Source organism: Methylosarcina fibrata AML-C10 (assembly GCF_000372865.1).
GTDB classification, from domain to species: Bacteria; Pseudomonadota; Gammaproteobacteria; order Methylococcales; family Methylomonadaceae; genus Methylosarcina; species Methylosarcina fibrata.
On the sequence record NZ_KB889966.1, the window covers coordinates 38,286 to 63,965 of the forward strand.

General features: G+C 53.6%; 33 protein-coding genes. 17 read left to right on the plus strand and 16 right to left on the minus strand.

Going from position 1 to position 25,680, the window contains the following annotated elements:
- Positions 1 to 24: 24 nt before the first annotated feature.
- A complete protein-coding gene (traJ, locus tag A3OW_RS0123465) occupies positions 25 to 396 on the minus strand; it encodes a conjugal transfer transcriptional regulator TraJ (RefSeq protein ID WP_020565904.1) in 372 nt (123 codons plus the stop codon).
- A gap of 316 nt (positions 397 to 712) precedes the next feature.
- On the opposite strand from traJ, the gene A3OW_RS0123470 reads away from it, so the two are divergent.
- From A3OW_RS0123470 to A3OW_RS0123480, 3 genes are read left to right on the plus strand one after another with little or no spacing between them, the layout of a single operon-like run.
- Positions 713 to 1,129: a TraK family protein gene (locus A3OW_RS0123470; protein WP_020565905.1), complete on the plus strand. Its 417-nt coding sequence runs from the start codon at positions 713 to 715 to the stop codon at positions 1,127 to 1,129.
- A complete protein-coding gene (locus A3OW_RS0123475; RefSeq protein WP_020565906.1) occupies positions 1,129 to 1,854 on the plus strand; it encodes a nucleotide-binding protein in 726 nt (241 codons plus the stop codon). Before A3OW_RS0123470 ends, A3OW_RS0123475 begins: the two co-directional genes overlap by 1 nt.
- Positions 1,851 to 2,285 carry a hypothetical protein gene (locus A3OW_RS0123480; RefSeq protein WP_020565907.1) on the plus strand — a complete coding sequence of 145 codons (435 nt, stop codon included), beginning with the start codon at positions 1,851 to 1,853 and terminating at the stop codon, positions 2,283 to 2,285. The genes A3OW_RS0123475 and A3OW_RS0123480 overlap by 4 nt, the downstream gene beginning before the upstream one ends.
- A gap of 16 nt (positions 2,286 to 2,301) precedes the next feature.
- Here A3OW_RS0123480 and A3OW_RS0123485 read toward each other — a convergent pair whose 3' ends face one another.
- The 14 genes from A3OW_RS0123485 to A3OW_RS0123550 all read right to left on the minus strand — a co-directional run bounded on the left by A3OW_RS0123485 (position 2,302) and on the right by A3OW_RS0123550 (position 13,046).
- Positions 2,302 to 2,652 (minus strand): hypothetical protein, encoded by a 351-nt coding sequence (locus A3OW_RS0123485; protein WP_020565908.1) that lies wholly within the window; start codon positions 2,650 to 2,652, stop codon positions 2,302 to 2,304.
- 12 nt (positions 2,653 to 2,664) lie between these two features.
- On the minus strand, positions 2,665 to 3,144 hold the full coding sequence (locus tag A3OW_RS25760; RefSeq protein WP_020565909.1) for a hypothetical protein: 480 nt from the start codon (positions 3,142 to 3,144) through the stop codon (positions 2,665 to 2,667).
- Positions 3,145 to 4,326: a nucleotidyl transferase AbiEii/AbiGii toxin family protein gene (locus A3OW_RS26720; RefSeq protein WP_083918299.1), complete on the minus strand. Its 1,182-nt coding sequence runs from the start codon at positions 4,324 to 4,326 to the stop codon at positions 3,145 to 3,147.
- Positions 4,311 to 4,790 (minus strand): hypothetical protein, encoded by a 480-nt coding sequence (locus A3OW_RS0123500; protein WP_020565911.1) that lies wholly within the window; start codon positions 4,788 to 4,790, stop codon positions 4,311 to 4,313. The genes A3OW_RS26720 and A3OW_RS0123500 overlap by 16 nt, the downstream gene beginning before the upstream one ends.
- Before the next feature lie 26 nt (positions 4,791 to 4,816).
- Entirely contained in the window at positions 4,817 to 5,878 is a 1,062-nt protein-coding gene (locus tag A3OW_RS0123505; protein WP_020565912.1) for a transcriptional repressor gene korB, read from the minus strand.
- Positions 5,875 to 6,636 carry a ParA family protein gene (locus A3OW_RS0123510; protein WP_020565913.1) on the minus strand — a complete coding sequence of 254 codons (762 nt, stop codon included), beginning with the start codon at positions 6,634 to 6,636 and terminating at the stop codon, positions 5,875 to 5,877. Before A3OW_RS0123510 ends, A3OW_RS0123505 begins: the two co-directional genes overlap by 4 nt.
- Positions 6,633 to 6,944: a TrfB-related DNA-binding protein gene (locus A3OW_RS0123515; RefSeq protein WP_020565914.1), complete on the minus strand. Its 312-nt coding sequence runs from the start codon at positions 6,942 to 6,944 to the stop codon at positions 6,633 to 6,635. Before A3OW_RS0123515 ends, A3OW_RS0123510 begins: the two co-directional genes overlap by 4 nt.
- Positions 6,945 to 7,416: 472 nt before the next feature.
- Positions 7,417 to 8,568: a hypothetical protein gene (locus A3OW_RS0123520; protein WP_020565915.1), complete on the minus strand. Its 1,152-nt coding sequence runs from the start codon at positions 8,566 to 8,568 to the stop codon at positions 7,417 to 7,419.
- A gap of 41 nt (positions 8,569 to 8,609) precedes the next feature.
- A complete protein-coding gene (locus A3OW_RS0123525) occupies positions 8,610 to 9,041 on the minus strand; it encodes an antirestriction protein (protein ID WP_020565916.1) in 432 nt (143 codons plus the stop codon).
- Positions 9,042 to 9,126: 85 nt separating this feature from the next.
- Entirely contained in the window at positions 9,127 to 9,363 is a 237-nt protein-coding gene (locus A3OW_RS0123530) for a hypothetical protein (RefSeq protein WP_020565917.1), read from the minus strand.
- 26 nt (positions 9,364 to 9,389) lie between these two features.
- Positions 9,390 to 9,722: a KleE stable inheritance protein gene (gene kleE, locus A3OW_RS29200; protein WP_020565918.1), complete on the minus strand. Its 333-nt coding sequence runs from the start codon at positions 9,720 to 9,722 to the stop codon at positions 9,390 to 9,392.
- A gap of 16 nt (positions 9,723 to 9,738) precedes the next feature.
- Positions 9,739 to 10,716 (minus strand): DNA-binding protein, encoded by a 978-nt coding sequence (locus tag A3OW_RS0123540; protein ID WP_198291396.1) that lies wholly within the window; start codon positions 10,714 to 10,716, stop codon positions 9,739 to 9,741.
- Between the two features lie 880 nt (positions 10,717 to 11,596).
- Positions 11,597 to 12,685 (minus strand): hypothetical protein, encoded by a 1,089-nt coding sequence (locus A3OW_RS25775; RefSeq protein WP_020565920.1) that lies wholly within the window; start codon positions 12,683 to 12,685, stop codon positions 11,597 to 11,599.
- A 16-nt stretch (positions 12,686 to 12,701) separates the two neighbouring features.
- Complete coding sequence (locus A3OW_RS0123550; protein WP_020565921.1) at positions 12,702 to 13,046, minus strand: TrfB-related DNA-binding protein; 345 nt, start codon at positions 13,044 to 13,046, stop codon at positions 12,702 to 12,704.
- A 247-nt stretch (positions 13,047 to 13,293) separates the two neighbouring features.
- Between A3OW_RS0123550 and A3OW_RS25780 the strand changes: the two genes are divergently transcribed.
- The 5 genes from A3OW_RS25780 (at position 13,294) to umuC (ending at position 17,071) form a co-directional block, all read left to right on the plus strand.
- The gene (locus A3OW_RS25780; RefSeq protein ID WP_033413154.1) at positions 13,294 to 13,677 is read left to right on the plus strand and encodes a helix-turn-helix domain-containing protein; all 384 of its coding nucleotides are present in this window, start codon (positions 13,294 to 13,296) and stop codon (positions 13,675 to 13,677) included.
- A gap of 140 nt (positions 13,678 to 13,817) precedes the next feature.
- A complete protein-coding gene (locus A3OW_RS0123560) occupies positions 13,818 to 14,384 on the plus strand; it encodes a recombinase family protein (RefSeq protein ID WP_020565923.1) in 567 nt (188 codons plus the stop codon).
- A 64-nt stretch (positions 14,385 to 14,448) separates the two neighbouring features.
- Positions 14,449 to 15,186 carry a DNA methylase gene (locus A3OW_RS25785; protein WP_020565924.1) on the plus strand — a complete coding sequence of 246 codons (738 nt, stop codon included), beginning with the start codon at positions 14,449 to 14,451 and terminating at the stop codon, positions 15,184 to 15,186.
- 171 nt (positions 15,187 to 15,357) lie between these two features.
- Positions 15,358 to 15,795: a LexA family protein gene (locus tag A3OW_RS0123570; protein WP_020565925.1), complete on the plus strand. Its 438-nt coding sequence runs from the start codon at positions 15,358 to 15,360 to the stop codon at positions 15,793 to 15,795.
- Positions 15,776 to 17,071, plus strand: coding sequence for a translesion error-prone DNA polymerase V subunit UmuC (gene umuC, locus A3OW_RS0123575; protein ID WP_020565926.1), 1,296 nt, complete (start codon positions 15,776 to 15,778; stop codon positions 17,069 to 17,071). The genes A3OW_RS0123570 and umuC overlap by 20 nt, the downstream gene beginning before the upstream one ends.
- A gap of 15 nt (positions 17,072 to 17,086) precedes the next feature.
- On the opposite strand, the gene A3OW_RS0123580 is transcribed toward umuC, so the two are convergent.
- Complete coding sequence (locus A3OW_RS0123580) at positions 17,087 to 17,395, minus strand: hypothetical protein (RefSeq protein ID WP_020565927.1); 309 nt, start codon at positions 17,393 to 17,395, stop codon at positions 17,087 to 17,089.
- A gap of 272 nt (positions 17,396 to 17,667) precedes the next feature.
- On the opposite strand from A3OW_RS0123580, the gene A3OW_RS29205 reads away from it, so the two are divergent.
- From A3OW_RS29205 to A3OW_RS0123620, 9 genes are all read left to right on the plus strand, one after another.
- Entirely contained in the window at positions 17,668 to 17,937 is a 270-nt protein-coding gene (locus A3OW_RS29205) for a helix-turn-helix domain-containing protein (RefSeq protein ID WP_083918301.1), read from the plus strand.
- A 106-nt stretch (positions 17,938 to 18,043) separates the two neighbouring features.
- Entirely contained in the window at positions 18,044 to 19,021 is a 978-nt protein-coding gene (trbB, locus tag A3OW_RS0123585) for a P-type conjugative transfer ATPase TrbB (RefSeq protein ID WP_083918302.1), read from the plus strand.
- Between the two features lie 18 nt (positions 19,022 to 19,039).
- A complete protein-coding gene (gene trbC, locus A3OW_RS0123590; protein WP_026223898.1) occupies positions 19,040 to 19,420 on the plus strand; it encodes a conjugal transfer system pilin TrbC in 381 nt (126 codons plus the stop codon).
- A 2-nt stretch (positions 19,421 to 19,422) separates the two neighbouring features.
- The gene (locus A3OW_RS0123595; RefSeq protein ID WP_020565930.1) at positions 19,423 to 19,719 is read left to right on the plus strand and encodes a conjugal transfer protein TrbD; all 297 of its coding nucleotides are present in this window, start codon (positions 19,423 to 19,425) and stop codon (positions 19,717 to 19,719) included.
- A complete protein-coding gene (locus A3OW_RS0123600) occupies positions 19,719 to 22,277 on the plus strand; it encodes a VirB4 family type IV secretion/conjugal transfer ATPase (RefSeq protein ID WP_020565931.1) in 2,559 nt (852 codons plus the stop codon). The genes A3OW_RS0123595 and A3OW_RS0123600 overlap by 1 nt, the downstream gene beginning before the upstream one ends.
- Positions 22,274 to 22,981 (plus strand): VirB8/TrbF family protein, encoded by a 708-nt coding sequence (locus A3OW_RS0123605; RefSeq protein WP_020565932.1) that lies wholly within the window; start codon positions 22,274 to 22,276, stop codon positions 22,979 to 22,981. The genes A3OW_RS0123600 and A3OW_RS0123605 overlap by 4 nt, the downstream gene beginning before the upstream one ends.
- Positions 22,982 to 22,995: 14 nt before the next feature.
- Positions 22,996 to 23,907, plus strand: coding sequence for a P-type conjugative transfer protein TrbG (gene trbG / locus A3OW_RS0123610; RefSeq protein ID WP_020565933.1), 912 nt, complete (start codon positions 22,996 to 22,998; stop codon positions 23,905 to 23,907).
- 1 nt (position 23,908) lies between these two features.
- Complete coding sequence (locus tag A3OW_RS0123615) at positions 23,909 to 24,361, plus strand: hypothetical protein (protein WP_020565934.1); 453 nt, start codon at positions 23,909 to 23,911, stop codon at positions 24,359 to 24,361.
- 10 nt (positions 24,362 to 24,371) lie between these two features.
- Positions 24,372 to 25,680: TrbI/VirB10 family protein (locus tag A3OW_RS0123620; RefSeq protein WP_026223899.1), on the plus strand; the 1,309-nt coding region annotated here is incomplete at its 3' end.

The following is a 25,680-nucleotide window of genomic DNA, read 5'->3' on the forward strand; positions in this document are numbered from 1 at the left end:
GCCGTATTTTAGCGGCTAAAAAAATCACGACTCAGCCCTCGGCCGAACCACGCTCTTAATTGCATCCCGCATCACTGCCTGGGTCTCCTCAATTTTCCACAACAGCGCTCGAATAGTCGATTCACCGAATTGGGCGGTTCGGGCGTCGTTGGTCAGCCACAGCTTGAGCAAGCCGCCCAGCCGGCCTAAATCGCCGTTGATTCGCATCAGGTCGTCCACCTTATCCCCATCGACGACGCCCTTGGGTTCGTAACCGAGCCCCAGGGTCAGCAGGTACGACGACAGTGGCAATCCAACGCGAGCAGCGTTGGACTCGATCTGTTGCCGCTCTTCGGGCAGGCAATAGACCTTGATCGGTGGACTGTTTTTTCTTGTGGTTGGTTTTTTCTCTTCCATAGGTCAATCGCTTTTTCCGGCGGTAGCCGGTGCCTCGCAGAGCAGGATTCCCGTTGAGCACCCAGTGCGAATAAGGGAAGTGAAGTAGGAACTCCGGTTTACTGGTGGGCCTACTTCACATATCCTGCCCGCCTTTCGGCGTTGTTTACTCCATGGATAGTTTACACATGCCTAATTGGAAAGTCATGTATATCATTAAAAAAGTGGCTTGCAATCCGTTTTATAGTTAAAATGCAACGAAATACCGCTAAAATACAGCGATACACAAAGACTTTACATATGCTTTACGTATTGTTTCAAATCGAGATTACAGAGGATGGCAAAAAATTACATCGATGAATTAAGCGCCTGGGTAAAACAGCGCGAAGCTGAGAAACCTAGGCAAGATTCGGCGACCGTTGAGTTCCTAGCGGTTAAGGAAAACGTCATCGACGCGATAGAGGCGGGCTATGCGCTGACGACGATATGGGAACACATGCACGAAAAAGGCATGATTAAATTCGGATATGAAACGTTCCGAAAGAAAGCGCGACGGCACATAGGCCAGGGCGGAAGAAAAGAAGTTGTGGCTGATGCTGGAAAACGAGATGACGAAAGGAAGGGGAAGGGCGCAGCTTCCAAAGCCAAAGAAGATAATGAGTTGCCGGCATCAGATCCAACGCCGGAAAAGGACAAAGGCGGAGTGAAGGGATTCAAATTCAATTCAGTACCTAACAAAGAGGAGTTATTCTGATGTCAAAAATACACATGGTTTTGCAAGGCAAGGGCGGTGTCGGGAAGAGTTTTATCAGCTCGGTAATCGCTCAGTACAAACAATCCAAAGGGCAAAAGCCGTTATGCATCGATACGGACCCGGTAAACGCCACGTTCTGGGGTTACAAGGCACTCAACGTCCGCAAACTCGAAATCATGGAGGGCGATGAAATTAATCCTCGGGCGTTCGATGCGGTCGTCGAACTGGCGGCCGCAGCCACAGGTGATGTCATCATCGACAACGGCGCGAGTTCATTCGTCCCGCTGTCCCACTATCTCATATCGAACGAGGTCCCGGCTTTGCTGGAGGAGTTAGGTCATGAGCTAGTCATACACACTGTTATAACAGGCGGACAAGCGCTCGAAGACACAGTGAGCGGGTTCCGAGCGTTGGTCAGTCAATTCCCTATGCCGTCGACGTTCGTTGTCTGGCTGAATCAATATTGGGGACCGATCGAACATGAAGGGAAGGGGTTCGAACAACTCAAGGCTTACAAAGATCACAAAGATCGTGTATCCGCGATCGTAATGATCCCGCAACTGAAAGAAGAAACGTATGGCCGTGACATTGCCGAAATGCTCCAGGCCAGGCAGACATTCGACGAGGCGTTAGCTATGGAATCGCTGACGATCATGACACGTCAACGATTGAAGATATTCAAAGGCAAACTGTTCGAACAGCTCGAAGCGGCAGCCGTTCTATGAGTACGCCAGTAGAGGAACTGATTCGGGAGATTGCGGCGAACCACGGTATCGCCGTGGGCCGCGACGACCCGATCATGATTTTGCACACACTCAACAAACGGCTCTTAATGGACAGCCACAACGTCCAACAGGAGCTATTGCGGCGCTTCGAAGAGAATCTCGAAGCAGCTACAAAACGCTGGGGTGACGAATCCAAAGCGAGGGCCGAGCGCATCGTCAATGCGGCCCTGGATGCCAGCCGGCAGACTTTGGACGAGGCGGCAGCGATCGGCGCAAAGAGCGCCGTCGACGCTGTACGCAAGGAAATGGAGCGGGGCGCAAATGTCGTGACCGACCGGGTGAACAGCTTACGCTGGCTCGTTATGGTTAACGTGGTCGCCTCTGTCGTCGCGCTGGGAGCGGCTGTGCTCGCTCTCAGCGGCCAAATCTAGGCGGTGTGCCGAAACATTAAGATTCATCATTCGCCGCATCCGGCAACACCATAACAAAAGGCCAGGACCTTAAATTACCTGCGCCGAATCCACGCACAGGCACAGACGGCCAGCGGTTGAACTCGTTTACATCGATGATTATTTCGGCCGCTTTCAAGCATTCTTCGAGCAAATCGCCGTCGATCCCGTAATGTAGCAGCGCCGCCTGGATGCTCGGATGTTCACCGTCTAGGCCGTAGTCCGCCATCGCCGCACAAAAACCTTTAAGCCAGTCCGTCAGCTCGGCCGCCTCAATGTCGGCCGGTGGCATACCGGTTCGCCCAGTTTTGAAAAATGTCCAGCCGTAGGACCAGGATGTGTCGCTCATTGATTTTCTCCTTCATGTGGTGACAGACATGCCGGCGGTCGATGCCGGCACTGGCCGTGTCGTGACACCATTTTCGTGATGACAAAAACCGCGCCTAGCCAGCTCGCTGCTGTCACCATCAACCCGTAAAAATCTCAGCATGGAATGAAGGTGCGATTGCGCCATGCTGAGTCGCGATTCCATGGATTTCACTTTCGCAGTTAACTGATCATACTCAATGGCTCTCTGAATACCGGCTTTAGCTTCAGCAATCCGGGCCGGATCGGCGCCGATGTATTTCCGCTCCCGCTGTCCATTCACTTGCGGGTAAATCAAATACAGATATTTACCCTTGCGCCAATGTTCAGCAGCATAGATCAGGCCAGCCGCTTTCAATGTGAGCATCCGTTCCTTGGCATTTTGTAATTCATGCTCCCGTACCAAGATCAGTTCAGGCAGTTGAGCAGCCAGGTCGCGAACGGCCGTCATCGGGCTATATCGATTGTCCATCATCTATGCCTCCCGTTTCAATCCGAGGCCGCGCCCGGTGGATTGCTGATTCGTGCGGGCGTTTCGTTGTTCTGTTTGCTGCCGGCGTTGTTCAACCTGGAAGGCATCCCATTCTTGGGCCAGCTCCGGATGATGCGATCGCATTTTACGGTGTGCCATTTCCTCGACGCGCGGCGCATGCAATCCCATTGAATCCCTCAGCTCCCGCACCGCTTCCAGCCGATTTTGCAGGCTGAGAATGGTAGATTGCTGAGAGGCCTGTGCTTGTCTCCAAGCGGCACGAGTTGAGGGCCGCGAGAAAAGGCCGGGCGGCGAGCTTTGGAACTGCGCAAGTTGCGCTTGTTGCCGCTCGATCAGCGATTCGAGGCGACTTTCCAGCCGCTCGACTTGTTCTTGCTTCGCTTCGACATAGGACGCCAGTGTGGATGAATACCGCTCCTCGATCGGCGGAGTGTCCAGCAGCGCTTCTTGTTGCCGTTCAGCCTCTACGGCCGCATCCATGACAATGTTCCCAGCCCGCTCGGCTCCTTTGGCAATCTCCGATGCCATCAGGCTGAGACTGATGGCCATGTCATCCAGAGAGCGGCCGGACAGTAATGCGTCGCCTTGATGGTCGGCGGCGTAGCGGCCGACCAGGTTGTCGGGATTACCTGCAAGAGCAGACAATCGCAACGCACGGGCAAGGGTAAAGCAGTCGCGGTGAGTCCTGGCTAAAAATTCCAGGTCGTACAGGTCGCGCACTTTTGCCCGACCTTCAGCGGCGTTCAGCTTTTGATCGATCAAAGTGCCGACATCATAGATTCGCATTCCGTCGCGAACTACTACCGTCTGCGGGTCGATATCGACAGTGCGGAATGAGGTTTCGATTTTCAGCGTTCCAGGACCGGCTGGACCTTTGAATGAAACCATGTAGCGTTTAACGGTCGCAGTATCTTTTTTAACACGGACGCCCGTTATCTCAACCCCGGCCGCATCAGCGGCTTTTTGCAGTCGAGCCTCCAGGTTGATCGGCGCGGTCGAGTCGAAATCAAGGTCCTCACTGAATCGGTCTAGCCCGTGCCCTAACAATAGCCCTGTTCCGCCTTTGAGCGTCATGGGCGTATCGGCTACGCCCCTAACTATAGCCCGCATGAACGCCAAGTGCTGGAGTTGTCGAGGCGTTACATCATCTAGTGAGAAATCCATAAATCGATCCTTCTCCACTGATCTGAGGCTAATGACGGTTTTGCGATTTCAAGGAGTCGCTGTAGGCGCATCTGCTCATCAGTTTCCGGAAGCCAATCGTCGAGAATGATTGATCGTTCGAACGATTGACCAGCAACAATAGCAGTCAGAACCATATCGGCGATTGCCCGGTAATGGTCGGCTGCATAAATCGGTCCTGGCGGCATCTCCAAGCGATAAGGCTCTAAGCGTTCCCGCGCATCGAAAATACCTGCATCGCCCAATAAGGACCGAGTATTCAGCAAGCCGTCGCCTGCGAGCTCGTACGGCCCTGGCGGACGGCCGGCAGCCCCTTCGAATGTCTCGGAAAAATGCCAGTCGCCGGTCCCCTCGGGCGAGGGGATGTTCAGCGCCGTCAATCCGGTGAGATAGCGTTCCTGGGATGTTTTGGGGAAACCAGATTTTTTAGCCGCTAAAATGACCATAGAATTATCCTCGACTGAAAACGCCGTCATCCCTCGATGACGGCAACCAGTTCAACAGTCGACAAATCAGCCTCGAATTCATGGCCGTCATCGTCGTATTTCACCCATGCAAAGCCATGCGCCGGCGGGCGCTTGTTGAGCAGCAAACGACCGGGCCGATCGTCATGCCGCACCTGGACAATTGCTTTTTTGAATTTCTCAGGATCGAGAGTTTTCTCAGGCTCAGAGGTTTTAGTCTGCTGATCTACTACGGGCGGGGTAGTTTGATCCTGGCTTTGATTTTCTGTTTTTTCCGCATCCTTGCCCCCAGAGACGGCATCAACCGGGTGAGGATCGCGGCTACTGACAAAACTCGGCAGGTTTTTTGCACTACCACTGCTCTTCGAATCAATGAACTCGCGTAACAATTTGACCGATCCGCGCGTGAATTCCTGAGAATCGTCTTCCAGCCAAGCCTTAACATCATCCTCGTTTTTCTCATACGCTTTGACCAGCTCATTGACCACGGTAACGTCTCTGACACGGCCATTATTGAATATTTCGGCGATCGACTCCGGTAAATCGAGCAGCGTCACGTGCTGAGTAACAAATGCCGGCGACTTTCCGATCTCGCGAGCAATATCGCCTTTCTTCTTGCCGCTCGCCAGCTCTCGGCCAATAAAATCGGCGATTTCGCGCGGCGTCAGCTCATTGCGCTGAAGGTTTTCAATCACTTGGTCAGCGTGATTGTAGTCGTTGTCGACGAATGCCGGGATTTTCTCCTTTCCGGCCCACCTGGAGCCACGGTATCGACGGGCGCCATGATTGATGATGTAGCGGCCCTCTACATTAGGATTCTCCCGTACCGATATCGGCGACTTTACGCCACGGTCTTTGATCGTCTGCCCTATTTCCGCAATGCTTTCAGGCGAAAACCCCGGATTATCTGCATGACGCGGTTGATCCGGGTCTTCATCGATTAAATCGAGAGAAATCTCATACGGCTTTTTCGGATCACCTACGGTCATAGGTTCACTGAGAAGACCGGAAAGATCGCCCAAACTATCCAGCCCCAAACCGGCCGCTACTTTCTTCATCGGTTTCATCATTTGATCTCCATCTTCTCAAAAACGTAATTTGCCAATGCCCGGACTTCTTTTGTTGCCAGCCGAGCGGCTGTTTTTTTAATCATCCAGACCGGCATCTGTTCGCCCAGCGCCTCGGCGATCGAATCGCGCATCCCGATGCTAATCGGCAGAACGAGCTGCGGATACGCTTCCTGCACAGCCGCCAGGTTAGCGATATGCCGCGGTTTCCGCGCATCCACTTTGTTCGGCACCATTCCCAGAAAGCGCAGCTTGGGATTCATTTTGCGGAGGTTGCTAACCACGGCAACCATCTTCCGCATCCCATGTAGGCTATACGCTTCCATTTCTACCGGAGATAGCATGTAATCAGCGGACAATACCGCTGCTGTCATACCGACACCAAGGGAAGGGGCCGTATCGATCAAACACACATCGAAATAATCCCCCAACGCGGCAACGCTATTACGCAGCGCACCGGCAGCATGAGATAAATCCATTTTGTCCAGATTGGCTAAGTCGGCATCAGCGGCAATCAGGGCAATACCGTTGTTATCGCGGTTATCGAACCAACCGCGAAGCTCATCGACATTGCCAGCGAATAGCTGACTGGATACGAATCCTGATTGATGATCGGACAGCGTAAATGATGCATTACCCTGAGTATCCAGGTCGATTACTGCAACACGAAGGCCACGCTCAGCGAAATCAAACGCCAGATGACACGTTGCAAATGTTTTCCCCTGCCCGCCCTTCTGAATTGCAGTAACCAATGTTTTCATGATTCGTTCCGTTTTTTTCTCTTTAGGGCGTCTTCCGCCCATTTCTTGACGATGAACGCCTGATGTTCCGGCAACACCACCGTTACCCGCTCCATTCCTGAGCGATTGATTAACAGCTCCTGATGCGCTTTCCGTACCCGGTTGACCGTCTGTGACACCGCTCCCCGCGATAACCCGAATTTCTGCATGTACATCGTTTGTTGTTCGCCTCGAACCAGCACACCCTCGGCTATTTCCAGGTTCTGCGACCCCATGTCCAGGCCCTTTATAGCTTCTCGAAACTCGTCCATCGACATAAGCTTTGCCATACATCACACCTAACTCCTCGCCATGATTATTGAAAAAAGGCGGTTCCCGCCGCCAACCACAACGCCAGTTTAGCTAAACTATAAACTAATGTCAAGAATTTTAGCCGCTAAAAAAGGCAACACAGCTTGACCCATTACCTTGCACCGTGTTTAATACCGCGACTTCCTCGCCAATGAGAAAGTTACGCCCATGTGTTCCCGCACCAGGGCATCGCCCCGGATTTATCCGGGGCAACTCTATTCTTTTTTCCAGATTATTCCTAACCCCGCGCATTCGCAAAGCAGCGCCCAGGCTGCATAAGGGATCGGGGAGTCATCTCCAACCCAACGCCTTACGGTTCGACCGCCTGTCGCTCCAAGCCCCAATACCCTGGCAGCCTTGCTGCCGCTAAAGCCTGCGAGTCGTAGAACCTCCCGAACTTCTTCGCCTTTCGGCTGCGCCCAACTCTCTGCAGGTTGCAGACATTCATTCCTAATCGTTATTTGGCTCACGCTCTTGCTCTCCTATGGTCAAAACTTTCAATTGGTCGAAGCTGTACAGGGACTGCACGCATTTCGGGTCATAATCGATCACCTGTCTTCCTTGTTTATTTATGCGATACCGGACCGGTTTATCGTCATGCGCCCACACCTGGAACGTATCTGGGCAGACCTTAGTGATTACGACACGGCTGCCAATCATCTTGGCAAAACACGGATGATGAATACTCACAATTTCGCACCTCTGGCCTATTTGGAACGGTAGTTTTTCACCATCGTTGTTTATGGCGATACTGCAGGGTATCGTCATAATTGGCGATGCCGGATCTGAACCTGACTGATCGGCTTTGTCAGCCTTAATCTTGACCTGCGCCTGCTCGGCCCATTTGCGAGCGAGATAAGCCTTCTGAGGCGGAAGATACACATCGACCAGAACATACCCTATCGGCACAACAACAGTTGCCGGAGACCGCGATGCCGGCGGCACTAGGTTTATACACCATGCAGGCAAGGGATCGTCGGCCAGCCTGTCACGGTCCGCATCGGCGATTTTGCGCGGCTTGGAATCTTTGAGGTAAGTGCCGAAAATGGCGGCCGCCGCCTCATCTACGGTGCGACCAGCATATGGCACATCGAAGTGCGAGCGGTAACCGGTCTCAGAAATAAAAGGCCGATCCAAGTCTACGGCATGAAACGTAAAATGCGTTTGCCCTACACCATAGCCATCGCCAAACTTTACCAAGGCGCGGACACCATCGACCTGAATGATAAATTCGCCATACTGACCCCACATAGGAATCTCGCCGGGGATCGCCGCGCAATGTCGGTCAATTATGCAGCCGGGACTGTCTTCATCAGCCCGACAAGCAAAAAACTGACCGTCGTTTAGCTTCCAAACGATCGCCTCATAACGCTCCTCAGCGGCTTCCGCCGCTTGATTGTCTGACGCCAGGACGGCGGCATGTAGATCACGAACCGCGCTCATCGCAGCGTCCAGCAGGCCCACCATATCAGACGGCATTAAGGCGGCAATCTCTGATGCCCTTACATCCCTGGCGTTTTCCCGTGTCCGATCACGAGCGACAGTTTTCTTCACCGCTTTTTTTATCTTCCGCCTTACAGCTATAGTTGTTTCGTTGCTCATACGTTTTAAAAGCCCCGGGCTTGCGACCGGGGCCTTTCCTCCTAATCGATAGCAGCGAAGATCAAGCGAGCTTCGGCGTGATCGGCGGCATAACCGCGCAGGAAATAGAACCGATCAATCAGGGTATCACCCGCCTCAGTGCCTTGCGTTTCCTCAGAGAGTTGGCATAGAGCGAATAGAGTCGCAACAATACCAGCCGCATCGGCCGAAAGCTCGCCTTCGAACCAATTATCAGACACCGCCAGGCTCAGAGGCTTATCCAGGACCGGAGCCATGTAAAAACCGCCGTTTGATAAAGTGTAGAAATTCCATAATCCCCCGCCGTAGTCCTCGGACAGACGATCCATCCATTCGTACACTAGCATTTCGCCGCGCAACATTAAACGCGCCCCGAACATAGTAGGCAAAAAGTCGAGGCGATTATCTCCGGTTACTAGATTCGCGGTTATGGGGCTATGATTTTGAGGTTTCATCAGATTTCTCCGGTAATTGACCATGGCGGGATGCCCGGCCTTCAAAGATATTATAGGGCATTATGCCCTAATAAATCAACATAATTTAGCTAAACTTTATCAATAACCCTGCCCGATAAACCCCTAGCAATGTGGTTGCCATAAATCCAAGCTGTTGCGTCAAAAGACCATAATGACGCCCCATAAACGCAAAACCAATCATCGCAATATTGGCAATCAAAAATGCCAACCACCCGTAACGGGAAACCCGTGTATGCGTCGCTAAAAGGAAAGACCCTAGCAAACCGGCCAATGAACCAACCCATTCTAAATAATCACTCATTTTGATTCCTGTTTTAGCCGCTAAAATTATTTGTCATCGAACGCCTTGGGCCGATATATCAGAGGCATATTCTCAAAGAAACAGAGGACCGCAAAATAGCCAAGAAACACCCATCCTGCATGCATTCCCGGCGTGCTCCAATTAATCAGCATGCGCAGAAACTGGAAAGCGCAGAATATGGCATACGGCCATCGGGCAATACGCCATGCAAAAAAAACCATCATCCAAATGATCGCTATCGACACTTCCCATAGAACCAGCGGCAACGATTTCCTTGGCTCCATAGGCGTAGCGGACGCCGGGGCGGGCTCCTTTGACACACGTTCTCGTGGAAATTGAACAATTTTGTTTTGCTCCATAACTCATATCTCTCAGTCATTCATTACTCTTCGTATCCAGCACCTTTTTGCCTTTCCTGGCCGTTGCCGGTTTTAATGCCGCCAACAATGCGGAATTTTGCGTCCGAAGAGCGTCCAACTCTCCGCTCATCCTCGCCGATTCTTCGCGAGCTTGATTTGCTTCAAGCCTGAGTTTTGCCAGCTCTTCGTCCTGGCGTTCACGTTCCTGATTTGCTGTATCGCGCATCCGATCCAATGAGTTTTGCACGGCCTTGATTTCAGCCTGTTTTTCCGCATCCAAAGCGACGGCTTTATCCTGCGTCGCCCGAAGCGTTACCGTCAGTTCGGCAATGGTCCCACGAGCTTGATCGACTTCCTGATGGGATCTTTCTAGTTCAGTATGTAGATCGTTCGCACGACGTTCGATTTCCGATACCTTGGCCTCTGCTCTGTCAGCCCGAGTGACCGCTTGCGCGATCTCGGTCCTGGCGACAGCCAATTCGTCCTTGACCAGCTTTATGGCCGTTTCGTGTTCTGCCGTCGCCTGGACCAAGCTTGCCCTCGCCTGTTCCAGTTCGGCGGCTTGGTCCTCGAACGCTTCCGCCAGCTCCTGGCGGATGACCTCCAATTCTTCCCGCTCTGTCTCCCAGCCTGTCTGAGCTGCGCGGAGACTATCGTTTGCCAATTCCTGAGCCTTAGCCCAAATCGCCGCTAACCCCTGTTGGTGTAATTGGGCAATGGGCTCCGGAACCTGTACCGCGACCGGCGTCACTTGTGCGACTTGAGCCCGCCGCCATTCTCGCATCACGGCACTAGCCGCGTTCATATCTACTCGGGCGTTTCTGCGCACCTGGTCGACCGTTGGAAATGATTGCCTGCCGGTTTGCTCGAACAGCTCATTAGCCACGCGAACAATGCGAGTCTGAATATCACTAGGAATCTGCGTCATAGAGAGTACCTTTAAAAAATGAACTACGTTAGATTGAATAATAATAATATTATTCTTATTTGTCAAGCAAAAAACCCATTTATGTTATTGTAAATCAAGATGATAAGGTAAATTAACGGATTTATAAATAATAATAATAAGATTATTATTATTTATATGAAAAAGGCCGGACCCTCCCCTGGCGTAAAACTGCGGCGATAGCCGCTTATTGCTTTTGAATACTCGAATTTACTTGCCGTAGTCAAAGTGGCGGCTGGTAACACAACTGCTTGTTTTAGCCTTTTATAGGGTTTGGTTATGAGTGATGTTGTTTTTGGTTCTGAGTTGAAGTAACTTTCTTATCAAAATGGTTGCCGCTTTGCGGCTCCTTATGCTTTTGAAGCGGCAGGACGCCGCGCATAGGCCGCGCGATAGCGCGGGGCGGAGCCATGGATGGCGGAGGGTAGGCGCGTTTTCTTTCGTTTTTTCCTTTATCAGGTCAATGCCATCATCCAAATAATAAGGATAATTTAAAAAGGATAAATAAAGGATAAAGAATAAAGGGTTGCAAACAATTGATTATCTAAAGGTAAATCGATTTCTACGCGCCTTAAATCTACCGCCAGGGTCGGATTTTCCGGTTTTCCGATACGACCTGCGCCTTAAAACTACCGAAAAACGGCATCACCCGCGCCTTAAAACTACCGCTTTTTGATCGAGGTGCGCCTTAAAGCTACCGTTTTTTGATCGAGGTGGGCCTTAAAGCTACCGTGCTTTGTCGGTTGAGCTTGTGGATAAGCACCGGCCGCGCCTTAAAACTACCGGGACCCGCGCCTTAAAACTACCGAAAACCGGCATCACCCGCGTCTTAAAACTACCGAGACCCGGTAAGCTGATTTATGCGCTTGTAATCTATATCTTACAAAACTGCGTGAAATCACACACTTAGGTTAGGTGCGCCTTAATACTACCGCTTAGCGGTTTTCTTTGTGCTGTCGGCTATGGCTGCCTGGTCGCCGGCCCGTTTGTTCGCCGCTTTCATTTCTCGGACGAATTCTGGTGACGGTTTCAGCATATACGTCACGTCGACGACTTTGCCGCGTGCGGCCGTATGCGATTTTTTGCTGAATTTTTGTAGGACTCCATTTCGGACTAGCTCTGCAAACGCTTCATCGACATCTTTGCGGTTGTCTCGTTCCTGGCTCCGGTTCAGCATAGCTGAATCGCGCCTAATTGTGCTATAGCGTACTTCAAAGTCTGGAGCCATCAATCCGGCAAAGGTGAATTTGAGCGACAATTGCCGGTGCAACCACCGCGCCAATTGAGTCGAGTGCTGCATCATCTGATCGTAATTGAATTGCCTGTAGGTGAGGCGATCGATTGATTGCGTAACTAATGGATGGAACTGAGCGACCCAACGAGAGGAAGGATCGTCCGCAAGCTGTTTTGCCGACACTGCGGCCACGGCCGGCAGGTAATTTGCTGCGATAAACCTTTCCCCTCGGCCGTCGCCGGATCGAATCTCGATATGACTGCGTTGCAAAATCGTGAGACTTTGTATGATCTGGTAATACGATCGCGTATGACCGCGATCCGCCAGTTCCTCGCGTAGCTCATGCAAAGAAAACGAGACTCCGCTTCGCGTTGCTTGTGCTGCTTGTTTTTCGAAAAATCCCTGATTCTGACGCACGGCTATTTTTCTGAGCGCGTCCTCGAGCAGCTCCTCGCTTGCACTGGGATAGAACGCTAACATCTGGTCGCCATCCTGAATCATTGCAGGCTGTATAATTGCGGTGTAGCGTTGTCCCCGATACTCGTAGGGAATCGTTAGCAAAGGCAGGCTGCCGTTGCCGTCCCGCCTTTTCGTTTGCTCCTTCTTTGATATTGAATACCGAGGTGTGCTATCCCAAATATCGATAGCATTAGATAATCGATCTCGCTCTTCGATGGTATTGCAGATGAAATCGCTGAATAGATCGATCTGCGCACAGTTATATGGACTCTCAGCTCTAGCCAGTTTTGATGGCCTGGGCAAATCATCGTTAGTGTTTATCACTCAACCTCCCGATATGTCATCCAGCTCTCCGCACAATGCGCGGGCTGGCAAGTGACGCCTGCCATGCTTCGCGGGCTTCTTGCTCCATTATCCGTACCTGCTCCATCATCTCAGGCGGCAAAATAACAGTTTCTGTTACCCAGCCCTCCGGCGCGAACACATCGTAGATTTTGCTGGCCCACGCATGAGCCAGTTGTTTGCTAGTTGCGTGCTTTTCGGCAACATCATCTAGGGTGCAACCGTCAACCAAAATAGCCTTGGCTACATTTTTCGCCTTCGCCGATAGCCTTGGGTGCCGTCGAGCTGCGTCTTCGTATTCCTGAGCAGTGAGCGCACCGGCCATCTTTGATAAACGCGCCATTAATAACCCTTGCAGTTGTATGTTATGCTGAAAAAAGCGGTTTCATAATTATTATTTTTCATATTTAAATTGTCAATAGTTTTTTATAGTGTTCATCAATAAAATGCCTTTGATTTTAGATTCTTAAAAATAACTGAAAAAATGTTTTGGATGGTCTACTATATGCGCGAAATGTAATCCTTGTAATCCAATTCTTACAAATTCCCGACTTCGCTTTTATTAACTTTAGCCGCTAAAAAGGCAGCCCTTGTACCTGGAAATATTAAAAATAAATGTAAGACGGTTTATGATTGAACGCGGCTGGAATAAGGCGGAACTGTCCAGACAGTCCGGGATAAGCCCCGCGTTTATTTGTGAAATAGTAGACGGTACGGGCAATCCATCGATAAAAACCCTGGAAGCGATTGCGAAGGCGCTCAACGTCGAAGCCCCGCGCCTATTAGAGCATCATGTGAACGATACGTGGATCGGCGATGCAATCAAATTACCGCCCGGTTATGAGCGAGTTAGTGCAATCCTGCCTACATTTGATGCCTATTTAGTCAAAAAAAAGGCGATGGAAACTCAAATGAAGCTCAACAAATTAAAATCAAAAACGAGCAAAAGAAAAAGGCCGAGCAAAAAATCTTAAACGCCCTTTTCGGTTGACCTAATTCTTGTCCGGAAAACGATCATTATCCGGTCATACCGGACAATGTCCGATAATAGGCTTGTTTTATGGGTTTACGGACATTAAGATAAGCGGACGGAATAGCGGACAAGAGGGCAACAATGGCATTAATCGGCTACGCGAGAGTATCGACGGCGGAACAGGATACCGCCTTGCAAACGGATGCGCTACGCAAAGAGGGCTGCAAGCGGATTTTTGAAGATACAATATCCGGAGCTAAGGCCGAGCGCCCCGGCTTGACCGCCGCCTTGGCTTATCTGCGTGACGGCGACGTGCTGGTCGTGTGGCGACTGGATCGGCTCGGGCGTTCCCTGCCGCATCTGATCGAGACGATTAGCACGCTGGAAGCGCGAGGCGTTGGGTTCCGGTCATTGACCGAAAATATCGACACCACCACTCCAGGCGGTCGACTCATTTTTCACGTGTTCGGCGCATTGGGTCAGTTCGAGCGCGATCTGATCCGTGAGCGCACCAAAGCCGGGTTGATGGCTGCTGCTGCACGCGGACGAAAAGGCGGCCGTAAGCCTGTCGTCACTGCCGAAAAGCTGCAACGAGCACAAGGCTACATCGCCAGCGGATTAAACGTCCGCGAGGCTGCGACACGCCTTAAGATTGGCAAAACGGCTCTATACGCCGCCTTGCAAGCGGCGAGCGAAACCGACTCTTGAAAAGCTATTGACAGCATCGTCAGAAATGACGATGATGGATCTAAATAGACAACAAGAGTAGAGAATGCGTTATCCCGGCGGCAAGGGCGGCTCAGGCGTCTACCAGACGATCATCAACAACATTCCGCCCCACGACACTTACATAGAAACGCATCTGGGCGGCGGTAATATCCTGGAGCGTAAGCGGCCCGCAGCGCGAAGCATCGCTATCGATATTGATCCCACCGTCATCGAGGCGTGGCGACGGCAGCAACTCGACGTGCCTGGCCTGGAACTGCACTGCGGTGATGCCGTGGGCTGGTTGGATTCGTACACATTTACAGGTAACGAGTTCGTCTATGCCGATCCGCCCTACGTAATGGACAGCAGGCGCGGAGGCCTGCTGTATCAACATGAGTACGCCGACGCCGACCACGTACGCTTGCTCGAAGTATTGGCCGGCCTGCCGTGTCCTGTGATGGTTTCGGGGTACAGCTCAGCACTCTATGACAATTCGCCGTTGGCATCCTGGCGTACAGTAGAGTTTAACGCCATGACGAGGCAGGGATTAGCAATCGAAAAGCTCTGGATGAACTATCCTCCGCCGGCCGATCTGCACGATCTGCGCTACCTCGGCAGCAATTTCCGCGAGCGCGAGCGCATTAAGCGCAAAAAGGCCAGATGGAAAGCCAGGCTCGCCAAACTCGATCCCCTCGAACGTGCAGCAATTATGGAATGCCTGCGCGAGCTGGATGCTAATGATCCACCCTCGTCAGAAATGGCGATAGCGGCCCACCTCGTTAAAAATGACGATGTGAGCTGACATCGCCAAAAATGGCGAGGGAGGATCTGGCCTGTATCGAATGCGTTGAATCTGTTTTACTCCTGGCGTTCATCCTAAGATCATCCTCATTCTCGTGAATTATTGTTGGCGTATCGGGAAAAGCCGACTACAATGCCAAAAGAGAACAAATAGAGAACAGGATTTCGACCGATGCCATCCCACACCTTCCTGACCAATCCCCAGCGCTTGACCCGCTTGAAGCACTGGCGACTGCCGTTATTCACCAGCAAGATCGCGGCCGGCTTCCCAAGCCCGGCAGACGACTATGTGGAAAAATCGCTCGACTTGAACGAGCTCTTGATTACACACCCGGCGGCGACGTTCTTCGGTCGCGCCGAAGGCGTCTCAATGATCGGCGCCGGCATTTTCCCGAACGATATTCTTGTGATTAATCGCGCGATCCAGCCGCTGCCGGGCAAGATCGTCGTTTGTGCGTTGAACGGCGAACTGACCGTCAAGCGCCTGGCACGCGACGGCGAGCAGTGGAAATTGAAAGCCGAAAATCCGGAGTATCCCGATATTCCGATCAACGAAGAGCTGGAGACGATGATTTGGGGCATCGTAACCTATGCAATCCACCCCCTGTAAAACGCGCCTCGCGCTGGTAGATGCCAACAATTTCTATGTAAGCTGTGAGCGGGTGTTCCGGCCCGATCTGATCGGCAAGCCGGTCGGCGTGCTGAGCAATGGTGATGGAATTTTTGTTGCCCGCAGCCAAGAGGTGAAAGACCTGGGGATCAAAATGGGCGCGCCCGTGTTTCAGGTCCGCCATTTGATCAAGCGGCACAAGATTCACCTGTTTTCTTCCCACTACGCGCTTTACGCGGATATGTCAGCCCGCGTGATGTCAACGCTAGAACAGTTCGCGCCGAGCGTGGAGGTGTATTCGATTGACGAGGCGTTCCTGGACCTGACCGGCGTTTGCGACCCGGACCCAATCGCCTACGGCCAGCACATCAAAATGACGGTGTTCCGCGCGACCGGTATCCCGGTCTGCGTCGGGATGGGACAGACCAAAACCCTGGCGAAATTGGCGAATTATGCCGCAAAGAAGTGGAAGCAGACCGGCGGCGTGGTGGACCTGGCAGACCCGGTGCGCCGCGAAAGGTTGATGAAACTCGTCCCGGTCGATGAAGTGTGGGGCATCGGCAGCCGCACCGCGGCCAAACTCAACCAGCTCGGGATTCGAACCGTGTGGGATTTGGCCTGCCAGTCACCGGACCGGATGCAAGAACAGTTCACGGTCGTTGTTGCGCGAACCGTCCTGGAACTGAACGGCGTTTCCTGCCTGGCCTGGGAAGAGGTCGCGCCGGACAAACAGCAAATTATTTGTTCGCGAAGTTTCAGCCGCCGCCTCACGACCTACGAGGAACTGGCCGAAGCAATGGCCGCCTTCGGCAGCCGCGCCGCCGAAAAACTGCGCGGCCAGCATTCCGTCGCCGGCGGGATCACTATTTTCCTCCGGACCAATCTTTTCAACCCGAAGGAGCCCCAATACCAGCGCGTTGCCGGCATCAAACTGCCCACGCCTACGCCGGATACCCGCGTGATCGTCGGCGCTGCCAATCGCTTATTAAAAGAGATATTCAGGCCCGGTTATGCCTATCAAAAATGCGGGGTACAGCTCAGCCACATCCAGCCCGCCGCTATTCCCGCCCAGTTGGACCTGTTCAATGACAGACCGCCCCGGCTTGTCGAGAGCGAAAAACTCATGGCGGCCGTGGACAAGATCAATCGGCGTTTTCCGAAAGGGATCGCGCTCGCGGCCGAAGGCTTTCGGCAGGATTGGCGGCCCAAGGCGGAAAAGCTTTCGCCAAGCTACACGACGAATTGGCGGGAATTGGTCGTCATCAAGGCGATGTGACCGCTCGCCCCACGATCAGGCCCCGATTTCTTTCTTCGAAGTCTGCTCTTCCTGGAGTCTTTTTTGAACGCCGTTGGCATGTTCGGCGTTAAAAAGATCGATCGCAAAATCGAGATCAATGACCTGCTTTGCGATCAGGTCGCACAGACCGGCCCGCATCGCCACTAAGCGGATCAGGACCGGATCGCGCGGGGTTTCCCGAGCCAAGGCTTCGTTCTTTTGGGCGGCCTGGGGATCGAGGCAAAAATTCTTCGTTTCCGAAGCGGATTCTTCGGCCCAAGCCGGAAAGCTCAAGGCCATGACAAACAGGATTTTTTTCAGCATGTCGGCTCTACAAAGGAAGAAGTGTTCCTAAGAGTCTAGCTTATTTATTGAGTCATTTTTGAATCGCGTATCGCCGGAAATGACGATGCTGCAGCATCGTCAGAAAGGGCGAGGGAGGATCTGGCCTGTATCGAATGGGTTGACGCTATTTTTACTCCTGGCGTCCATCCCGCGCGTTACGCGCACCCTAAATTGACCCGTCTATTGTTACGTTTTATGATAACACTCAGTTAAATAATCAATTTGATTGGGGTGTGAAAATATGGAGTATCATGGGTAAAGGGGAACAACATCCAGAATCTCCACCGCCAGAGCAAAAAGAGTACCCGATAGAACGGGAAATTTTTGCGCGAAATTTCAAAGCGGCCCGTGAGGCGGCCGGATTGAGTCTAAGAGATATTCACGAAAAAACTGGAATTGGATACGCTTACCTATCCCGAGTCGAAAATTGTTTGCAAAACGTCGGCTTGGATAACATGGCAATCCTAGCGACAACGGTTGGAAAACCGTTATACAAATTACTAAAACCTGTCTCGCGTTAGGAATATTCGTTGCCATAATAGGCAACAAAAAACTTGCATGACGTTGCCTGATTTGATAACGTAATATCGAATCTGTTATATCATATGGCAACGGAATAACACCGAAATGACTACGAATCACCACAAAATCCACGATGCTGAAATCAGCCAATCGCGTCAGCGCCTGCTTGTAAAGCTGGAGAGGGACCTGGGAGCGGAGGTTATGGCCGCGCTCCGTAATCCACGGACTACAGACATCCTACTCAACCCAGACGGAACGTTATGGCATGGACTCCTCGGAGAGCCGGTCCGCAAAATAGGAACGATGACGCCGGCCCGCGCCGAAGGCGCATTGCGCACCATCGCAGCGGCACTCGATACGACCATCACCAGCTCGCACCCGATGGTCGAGGGCGAGCTGCCTATCGACGGCAGCCGCATCGCCGGCCAAATCCCGCCGATCGTTTCGGCTCCGTGTTTCGCTATCCGGAAGAAGGCGATCGCGGTCCATACTCTCGACGACTACGTTGGGCAGGGCATCATGACTGCCGATCAACGGGTAGCCATTGATCGCGCCGTGCAGGGGCATCGCAATATCCTCATTATCGGCGGGACCGGTTCCGGCAAGACGACCCTGGCCAATGCCATCATCCGGGCTATGGTCGACCTCGATGCTCATGAGCGGTTCCTCATTATCGAGGATACGGCTGAATTGCAATGCGTCGGCGAGAACGTCGTCCAGTACGTCGCCACCACCGATGTGAATATGACCCAATTGCTGCGGATCGCCATGCGTATGTGGCCTAGTCGCATCATCGTGGGCGAAGTTCGGGGGCCGGAGGCCCTGAACTTGCTCCTGGCCTGGAACTCGGGCCACGAGGGCGGAATCGGCACGCTTCACGCCAACAACACCCGATCCGGCCTGACGAAACTTGCCATGTACGTGTCGCAGCACTCGGAATCACCCAGATCCATTGAACCGCTGATTGGCGAGGCTGTTCATGTCGTTATCCATATCGCCAGAACCCCGACCGGCCGCCGTATCCGCGACATCCTTGAGGTGTCGGGATACTCGAACGGCCAGTATCAAACCCAAACCATTTAATCTCAGGAGTAGCAATATATGATGTCTATTTTAGCCGCTAAAAAACTTAACTCGGCCCTAGTTAAGGCGTTTTTAATTTTTCTAGCTCTAGCGATCGTGCCCGATGCCATGGCGGCCACCGGCGCCGGCGGCTCGCTGCCGTATGAGTCCTGGCTGACCAGCTTGCGGGATTCCGTGACCGGACCTGTTGCCTTTTCGCTGTCGATTATCGGTATTGTGGTCGCCGGCGGCGTCCTGATCTTCGGCGGCGAACTCAATGCCTTTTTCAGAACGTTGATTTTCTTAGTGCTAGTCATGGCCTTGCTGGTCGGCGCACAGAACATGATGACGACGTTTTTCGGCAAGGGCGCTGAACTCACGGCCGCGGTTAATCCGGACGCCGTTCCAGCTCTGGTCTAGCCATGGCTCTGCGCACGATCCCTATCCGGCGCTCCGGCAACCGTCCCAATCTGTTTTGGGGCGGCGACCGTGAGCTGGTGTTATTCGCTGGCCTCCTCGCCTTCGCGCTGGTGTTCAGCGCGCAGGACTGGCGAGCCACTATCTACGGCATCGGTCTCTGGCTATCGGCTTTATATGTATTACGGCTGATGGCCAAATCCGATCCTTTGATGAGGTTTGTGTTTTTGCGGAGTCACCGCTACCGGAAATTCTATCCGCCGCGATCGACCCCATTCCGAATCAATACGGAGCGTAAATAATGTATGTACAATCAATCGCAATCATAACGGCGGTACTGGCCGCCGCCCTCTTGGGCATCCTTATTGCGCGACTCCGGGCGGTCGACAAACATTTACGGTTAGGCAAATATCGTTCACACGACGCCGGCCTGGCCGATCTGCTTAATGCGTCGGCCGTGGTCGCCGATGGAATCATCGTCGGCAAAAACGGCTCGTTGTCGGCCGCCTGGATGTATGAAGGCGAGGATAACGCCAGCAGCACCAACGAGCAACGTGAAGCGTTATCAGCCCGAATCAACCAAGCGCTGGCCCGACTGGGTAGCGGATGGATGATTCATATCGACGCCATCCGTCGCGCCGCGCCCAACTACATCGAACGGGGCATGTCGCATTTCCCCGATCCAGTCACCGCCGCGATCGACGAGGAACGGCGTCGCACGTTCGAGTCGGCCGGCGAAATGTTCGAATCATCATTTGTGCTCACTTTAACCTGGCTGCCGCCGATCCAGGCCGAAAAAAAATTCATCGAACTGCTTTTCGATGACGACAGCGAACCACCTAATGAAAAACAACAGACCCGGAATCTCATCACGCAATTTGAGCGTGAATGCACGAATCTGGAAGACCGTTTGTCGATCGCGCTGAAACTGCACCGGCTGAAATCAAGGAAAATCGAGGAGGAGGACGGCCGTCGAATTACCTACGACGATTTTCTATCGCATCTGCAAAACTGCATCACTGGCGTTAATCATCCGGTCGTGCTGCCGTCGCACCCTCTCTATTTGGATGCGGTCATCGGCGGGCAGGAGTTGTGGGGCGGTGTCGTCCCGAAGATTGGCCGAAAATATATCCAATGCGTTGCCATCGATGGATTCCCGCTTGAATCGTACCCCGGCATCCTTACGGCACTGGCCGAACTGCCGGCACAATACCGTTGGTCGAACAGGTTTATATTTCTGAATACTCATGAGGCGGTGAGCCATTTGAACAAGTTCAGGCGGAAATGGAACCAAAAAGTCCGCGGTTTCTTCGACCAGGTTTTCAACACCGGTTCCGGGCAAATCGATCAGGACGCCTTCAATATGGTTCAGGATGCCGACGCCGCCCTCGGCGAAATCAATTCCGGCCTAGTCGGGACAGGCTACTACACCAGCGTCGTCGTATTGCTGGACGCTGACCGCGCCGCCGTCGAAGCCTCGGCCCGGCAAATCGCGAAAGTGATCGAGGGATTCGGGTTCGTTTCACGGATAGAAACGATTAACACGTTGGAGGCGTACCTCGGGAGCATTCCCGGACATGGCTATGAAAACGTCCGCCGGCCGCACATCAACACGATGAACCTCGCCGATCTTATCCCTACGTCGACAATCTGGACGGGCGAGAACGCGGCCCCGTGCCCGTTCTATCCGCCGTTGAGCCCGGCCCTGATGCACTGCCGCACCACCGGGAACGCGCCGTTCCGGCTCAACTTCCACGTCCGCGACGTGGGCCATGGCATCGTGTTCGGACCGACCGGCGCCGGTAAATCGACGTTTTTAGGGCTGACTGTCGCTTCGTTCCTGCGCTACCGCGATATGAGCGTGTTCGCGTTCGACAAAGGGATGTCGATGTATGCCCTTTGCAAGGCGGCAGGCGGGCAACATTACGAGGTTGCGGCCGACGACTCGAAACTGGCATTTTGCCCGCTCCAGCACCTGGAAACCGCCGGCGATCGTTCGTGGGCGATGGAATGGATTGACACGATCCTTGCACTTAATGGTTTGCATACATCGCCCGGACAGCGTAACGAAATCGGTAACGCCATTATGTCCATGTGGAAAAACGGCGACAAAACAATAACCGATTTTTGCACGAGCATTCAGGACATATCCATCCGTGAAGCTTTAAAGCAATACACCATCGAGGGCAGTATGGGCCACTTGCTGGATGCCGATCAGGATGGTTTAGCGTTGAGCCGGTTCACCACGTTCGAAATCGAGGAATTGATGGGCCTGGGCGAAAAATACGGCCTTCCGGTACTGTTATATCTGTTTCGCCGCATCGAACGGGCGCTGCACGGACAGCCGGCCGTCATCATCCTGGATGAGGCGTGGATCATGCTCGGGAACCCGGTGTTCCGCGAAAAAATCAGGGAATGGCTCAAGGTGCTCAGAAAGGCCAACTGTGCCGTCATCATGGCTACGCAAAGCCTGACCGACGCCGCCGGCTCCGGAATCCTGGATGTAATCCTCGAAGCGACGGCCACAAAAATATTCCTGCCGAACATTTACGCCAGGGACGAAGACACAGCCGCGTTGTACGCCCGTATGGGGCTCAACCGCCGGCAAATCGACATCATTGCGGGAGCGATCCCGAAACGGCATTACTACGTCGTCTCGGAAAAAGGCCGCCGCCTGGTCGAACTGGCCCTCGGGCCGCTTGCCTTGTCGTTTGTCGGCGTATCGGACAAAGACGCCGTGGCCGGCATCAAGGAATTGGAACGCCGGCACGGTGAGCGCTGGGTAAAAGAATGGCTGCGCAACCGAAACCTGGCCATCGACGATTACATTGAACATGACTATATGGGAGAAGCGGCATGACCGTAAAACTAAACAAACACGATCCCCAACAGGACCAACAGGAAACTCCTTACCTGAACGCCCGTAGGGAAATGGGTAACATGATGTGGAGACTGATGACAGGCGAGCGCACCTGGCAAGCGGTCGCGATCGCCGCGCTGCTTGTCGCCCTGGTGGCGGTAGCCGGCGTGGTCCATATCGGCAGCCAATCAAAATTCATCCCGTACGTCGTCGAGGTAGACAAGATCGGCGAGGTAAGGGCGGTGAAAGCGGCCGACGTGGCTCAGCCGGCCGATCCGCGCGTGATCCATGCCTATCTGGCGAAATGGATCTCCGATGCGCGTATGGTAACGCCGGATGTCACGGTACAGCGGGACGCGATATTCAGGGTCTATGCATTGCTTGCCCCGAATGACGCCGCGACCGCTCGGGTCAACGAGTGGTACAGCCGAGACGAGGAAGCAAGCCCGTTCGCACGGGCAGCGAACGAAACGGTCAGCGTGCAGGTTTCATCGGTGATTCCGCAGTCCGAGGAAACCTGGCAGGTCGAATGGATCGAGACCAGCCGCACCCGTGACGGCGCACAGAAAGGGGCGCCGATCCGGATGCGGGCGCTACTGACCATCTATCTCGTCCCGCCTACCCCTAACACTACCGAGGAGGACATAAGAAAAAATCCGCTCGGGATTTACATCAAAGAATTTTCCTGGTCTCGCCAGGTGTAACGGAGTTTAACGCCATGAGAAAAAGACGAATTTTGACTACTGCCATCCTGTTGGCCTGTTCGCAACTCGCTATTGCCGACAATCCGGGCGACGACATTCATGAGCTGTATTTCAGCCATGACAACCCCGTTCTGACGCCGCAAGAGAAAGCCGGCGTAAAAATCGGCAAGGACTGGCTGGCCGCCAGCGCTACCGGCATCAAGCCGGTGCAGGGAGACAACGGTTCCGTGCAATTCCTGTTCGGGCAAAGCCAGCCCAGCATCGTCTGCGCGGTGCTCCAGGTGTGCGATGTGGAGCTTCAACCGGGTGAACAGGTCAACGGCGTCCATTTGGGCGATAGCGTGCGCTGGCAGGTCGAACCGTCGATTACCGGCTACGGCTCGACGGAGGTGCAGCATCTCATAATCAAGCCGCGCGATGTCGGCCTGGATACCAGCCTGATCGTGACGACCAATCGCCGCACTTATCACATGCGGCTCCGGTCCCATAAATCCGAGTTCATGCCCCGCATATCGTATGCATATCCGGAGGATGCACAAGCGAAGTGGGACGCGATCCGTCTGCGCGAACAGAAGGAGGTCGAACGCAACACCATCCCGGAAACTCAGGAATACCTGGGCAACCTGGACTTCAACTACACCATTGACGGCGAGGGTCCGTGGCGGCCGGTGCGCGTGTACAACGACGGCAAGAAGACGATCATCGAAATGCCGGCGACCATGCGCCAAACCGAAGCGCCGACACTGCTGGTCGTGCGAGGAAACGACTCCATACTGCCATGGGGTTCGTCGGCCGAAGATGTGCTCGTCAATTACCGCGTACAATCCGACCGCTATATCGTCGATTCGGTATTCGACAAGGCAATCCTGATTGCCGGCGTCGGCAGCGATCAGGAGCGGGTCACTATCGCCCGTGGAGGGAAATGACATGAAATTGACGATCATCACCATCCTGGCGTTAATCCTCACGGCCTGTGCAACGCCGGGACAATGGGGAAACTATGCGGACGCCACTCCAGCCCATAGTGCGCAAATGGCAGAGGATGCGTTCAAACAATTGACGTTCCTGTATCCGCCCGCAAAATCGCATCTATCGGTCGAGCAAGCGGTAAACGATCCGTTCGGCACTTTGCTCATACAGAAGCTGCGAAAGGCCGGTTACGGCGTGGCGGAACAAGCGCCCCTATCGTCGTCCATGAGCCGCAAACCTACAACGGCAACAGCGGCCCCTTCCGACTTGTCCTTCAACTACGTGGTCGACCGGATCAGCTTCGACCACTATCGTGTGAGTTTTAACGTAGGCGGGCAGGCGCTGGGCCGATTGTATCAAGTCCACGGCGCCGACCTTGCGCCGGCCGGACTCTGGGCGAAACAGGAATAAGGGGAACGGCATGAGTGCAAATCCATCGATAGACGAAAATATGTCTCCGGACGAATCGCCGGGCGGCGAGAGACTCAGAACCGGTGTGCGTCGAGTCAACAACTGGCCGTTATACATCGGCGGCATTGTCATTGCGGGATTCATGTTGATGATCGCACTGGTCATGATCGATCGCGCGAACCGCCAACAGGACCAAGAAGCGAATGCGGACAAAAAAGGCGGCAACAGCTCAATGTACGCCAAAGAGCTGACCAGCAAATATGACGGATACATAATGCCCAATGTGCCTGAAAGCGCTGAAGTACCGAAAGCGGAGCCCGCTCCGGAATTGACGGTGCCCATCGCTACCGCCAACCTGGATACGCCGCCGGCTCCCCCAACCGACAAAGGCCCGTCCGTACGCGATCAAACGCTTGAGCAATTCCGAATGCTCAAACAACAGATGTTTATGGAAGCGCTCAAAGCGCCGACAGGCATCCAGGTTGCCGATACACGTATGCCGGCAGCCCGAGGCGATAGTGCGCCGGCGACATCGGCCGCGAATCCCGGCGACCGCCGGGCCGCGATGCTTCAACAACTGGCTGACGCCCGCCGGCAGCTCAACGAAATTAAATCTGGGGACGGGACAATCAACGCCTACAAAAATCGCATCGACACAATGCGGGAGGCGGGTTTATTGCCGGGAGGAGGTGCAGGTGCCGGATACAACAGCGATAATTCCGCTCCTCAGTTGATTCAAGCCTCAACCTCTCAGCAGTCAAAAAATGACCTTGGCCAATTCGCGGGAGATCAATCTATCGATCGCTGGAAACTCAACTCTAAAGACGAACCGCCTCGGACACCGTTCGAGCTGCGTGCCGGCTTCGTCATTCCGGCGACACTGATTACCGGCGTGAACTCCGACCTGCCTGGGCAAATCATGGCCCAAACCTCATCCGATGTATATGACACACCCACGGGGCGGCATCTGCTGATTCCGCAAGGTGCGCGTCTGGTCGGCACCTACGACTCACAGGTCGCCTACGGCCAGGAGCGGGTATTAATTGCGTGGCAGCGGATCGTATTCCCGGACGGAAGAGCGATGGACCTCGGCGCAATGCCGGGGGCGGATAGCGCCGGATACGCCGGGTTCCAGGATCAGGTGAACCATCATTATGTCCGCGTCTTCGGCTCGGCAGCCTTGATGTCATTGGTAACGGCCGGCATCAGTTACAGCCAAAATCGCGGCAACACCGTCAGCTTAGGCTATCAACAGACCGCAAGCGGCGCATTGAGCCAAGCCTTGGGTCAACAGCTCGGCATGGCGACAGCACAATTGC

Coding starts and splice junctions, on each gene's coding strand:
- A3OW_RS26720 (WP_083918299.1), bottom strand. CDS start 4,326: ATGGATTTCTCACTAGATGATGTAACGCCTCGACAACTCCAGCACTTG.
- A3OW_RS25785 (WP_020565924.1), top strand. CDS start 14,449: ATGCGTTATCCCGGCGGCAAGGGCGGCTCAGGCGTCTACCAGACGATC.
- A3OW_RS0123520 (WP_020565915.1), bottom strand. CDS start 8,568: ATGAGCAACGAAACAACTATAGCTGTAAGGCGGAAGATAAAAAAAGCG.
- trbG (WP_020565933.1), top strand. CDS start 22,996: ATGAGAAAAAGACGAATTTTGACTACTGCCATCCTGTTGGCCTGTTCG.
- kleE (WP_020565918.1), bottom strand. CDS start 9,722: ATGGAGCAAAACAAAATTGTTCAATTTCCACGAGAACGTGTGTCAAAG.
- A3OW_RS0123530 (WP_020565917.1), bottom strand. CDS start 9,363: ATGAGTGATTATTTAGAATGGGTTGGTTCATTGGCCGGTTTGCTAGGG.
- A3OW_RS0123505 (WP_020565912.1), bottom strand. CDS start 5,878: ATGATGAAACCGATGAAGAAAGTAGCGGCCGGTTTGGGGCTGGATAGT.
- trbC (WP_026223898.1), top strand. CDS start 19,040: ATGATGTCTATTTTAGCCGCTAAAAAACTTAACTCGGCCCTAGTTAAG.
- A3OW_RS0123500 (WP_020565911.1), bottom strand. CDS start 4,790: ATGGTCATTTTAGCGGCTAAAAAATCTGGTTTCCCCAAAACATCCCAG.
- A3OW_RS0123605 (WP_020565932.1), top strand. CDS start 22,274: ATGACCGTAAAACTAAACAAACACGATCCCCAACAGGACCAACAGGAA.
- traJ (WP_020565904.1), bottom strand. CDS start 396: ATGGAAGAGAAAAAACCAACCACAAGAAAAAACAGTCCACCGATCAAG.
- A3OW_RS0123515 (WP_020565914.1), bottom strand. CDS start 6,944: ATGGCAAAGCTTATGTCGATGGACGAGTTTCGAGAAGCTATAAAGGGC.
- A3OW_RS0123560 (WP_020565923.1), top strand. CDS start 13,818: ATGGCATTAATCGGCTACGCGAGAGTATCGACGGCGGAACAGGATACC.
- A3OW_RS0123550 (WP_020565921.1), bottom strand. CDS start 13,046: ATGGCGCGTTTATCAAAGATGGCCGGTGCGCTCACTGCTCAGGAATAC.
- A3OW_RS29205 (WP_083918301.1), top strand. CDS start 17,668: ATGGGTAAAGGGGAACAACATCCAGAATCTCCACCGCCAGAGCAAAAA.
- A3OW_RS0123525 (WP_020565916.1), bottom strand. CDS start 9,041: ATGAAACCTCAAAATCATAGCCCCATAACCGCGAATCTAGTAACCGGA.
- A3OW_RS0123580 (WP_020565927.1), bottom strand. CDS start 17,395: ATGCTGAAAAAAATCCTGTTTGTCATGGCCTTGAGCTTTCCGGCTTGG.
- A3OW_RS0123475 (WP_020565906.1), top strand. CDS start 1,129: ATGTCAAAAATACACATGGTTTTGCAAGGCAAGGGCGGTGTCGGGAAG.
- umuC (WP_020565926.1), top strand. CDS start 15,776: ATGCAATCCACCCCCTGTAAAACGCGCCTCGCGCTGGTAGATGCCAAC.
- A3OW_RS0123595 (WP_020565930.1), top strand. CDS start 19,423: ATGGCTCTGCGCACGATCCCTATCCGGCGCTCCGGCAACCGTCCCAAT.
- A3OW_RS0123480 (WP_020565907.1), top strand. CDS start 1,851: ATGAGTACGCCAGTAGAGGAACTGATTCGGGAGATTGCGGCGAACCAC.
- A3OW_RS0123485 (WP_020565908.1), bottom strand. CDS start 2,652: ATGAGCGACACATCCTGGTCCTACGGCTGGACATTTTTCAAAACTGGG.
- A3OW_RS0123570 (WP_020565925.1), top strand. CDS start 15,358: ATGCCATCCCACACCTTCCTGACCAATCCCCAGCGCTTGACCCGCTTG.
- trbB (WP_083918302.1), top strand. CDS start 18,044: ATGACTACGAATCACCACAAAATCCACGATGCTGAAATCAGCCAATCG.
- A3OW_RS0123600 (WP_020565931.1), top strand. CDS start 19,719: ATGTATGTACAATCAATCGCAATCATAACGGCGGTACTGGCCGCCGCC.
- A3OW_RS0123615 (WP_020565934.1), top strand. CDS start 23,909: ATGAAATTGACGATCATCACCATCCTGGCGTTAATCCTCACGGCCTGT.
- A3OW_RS0123510 (WP_020565913.1), bottom strand. CDS start 6,636: ATGAAAACATTGGTTACTGCAATTCAGAAGGGCGGGCAGGGGAAAACA.
- A3OW_RS0123470 (WP_020565905.1), top strand. CDS start 713: ATGGCAAAAAATTACATCGATGAATTAAGCGCCTGGGTAAAACAGCGC.
- A3OW_RS25760 (WP_020565909.1), bottom strand. CDS start 3,144: ATGATGGACAATCGATATAGCCCGATGACGGCCGTTCGCGACCTGGCT.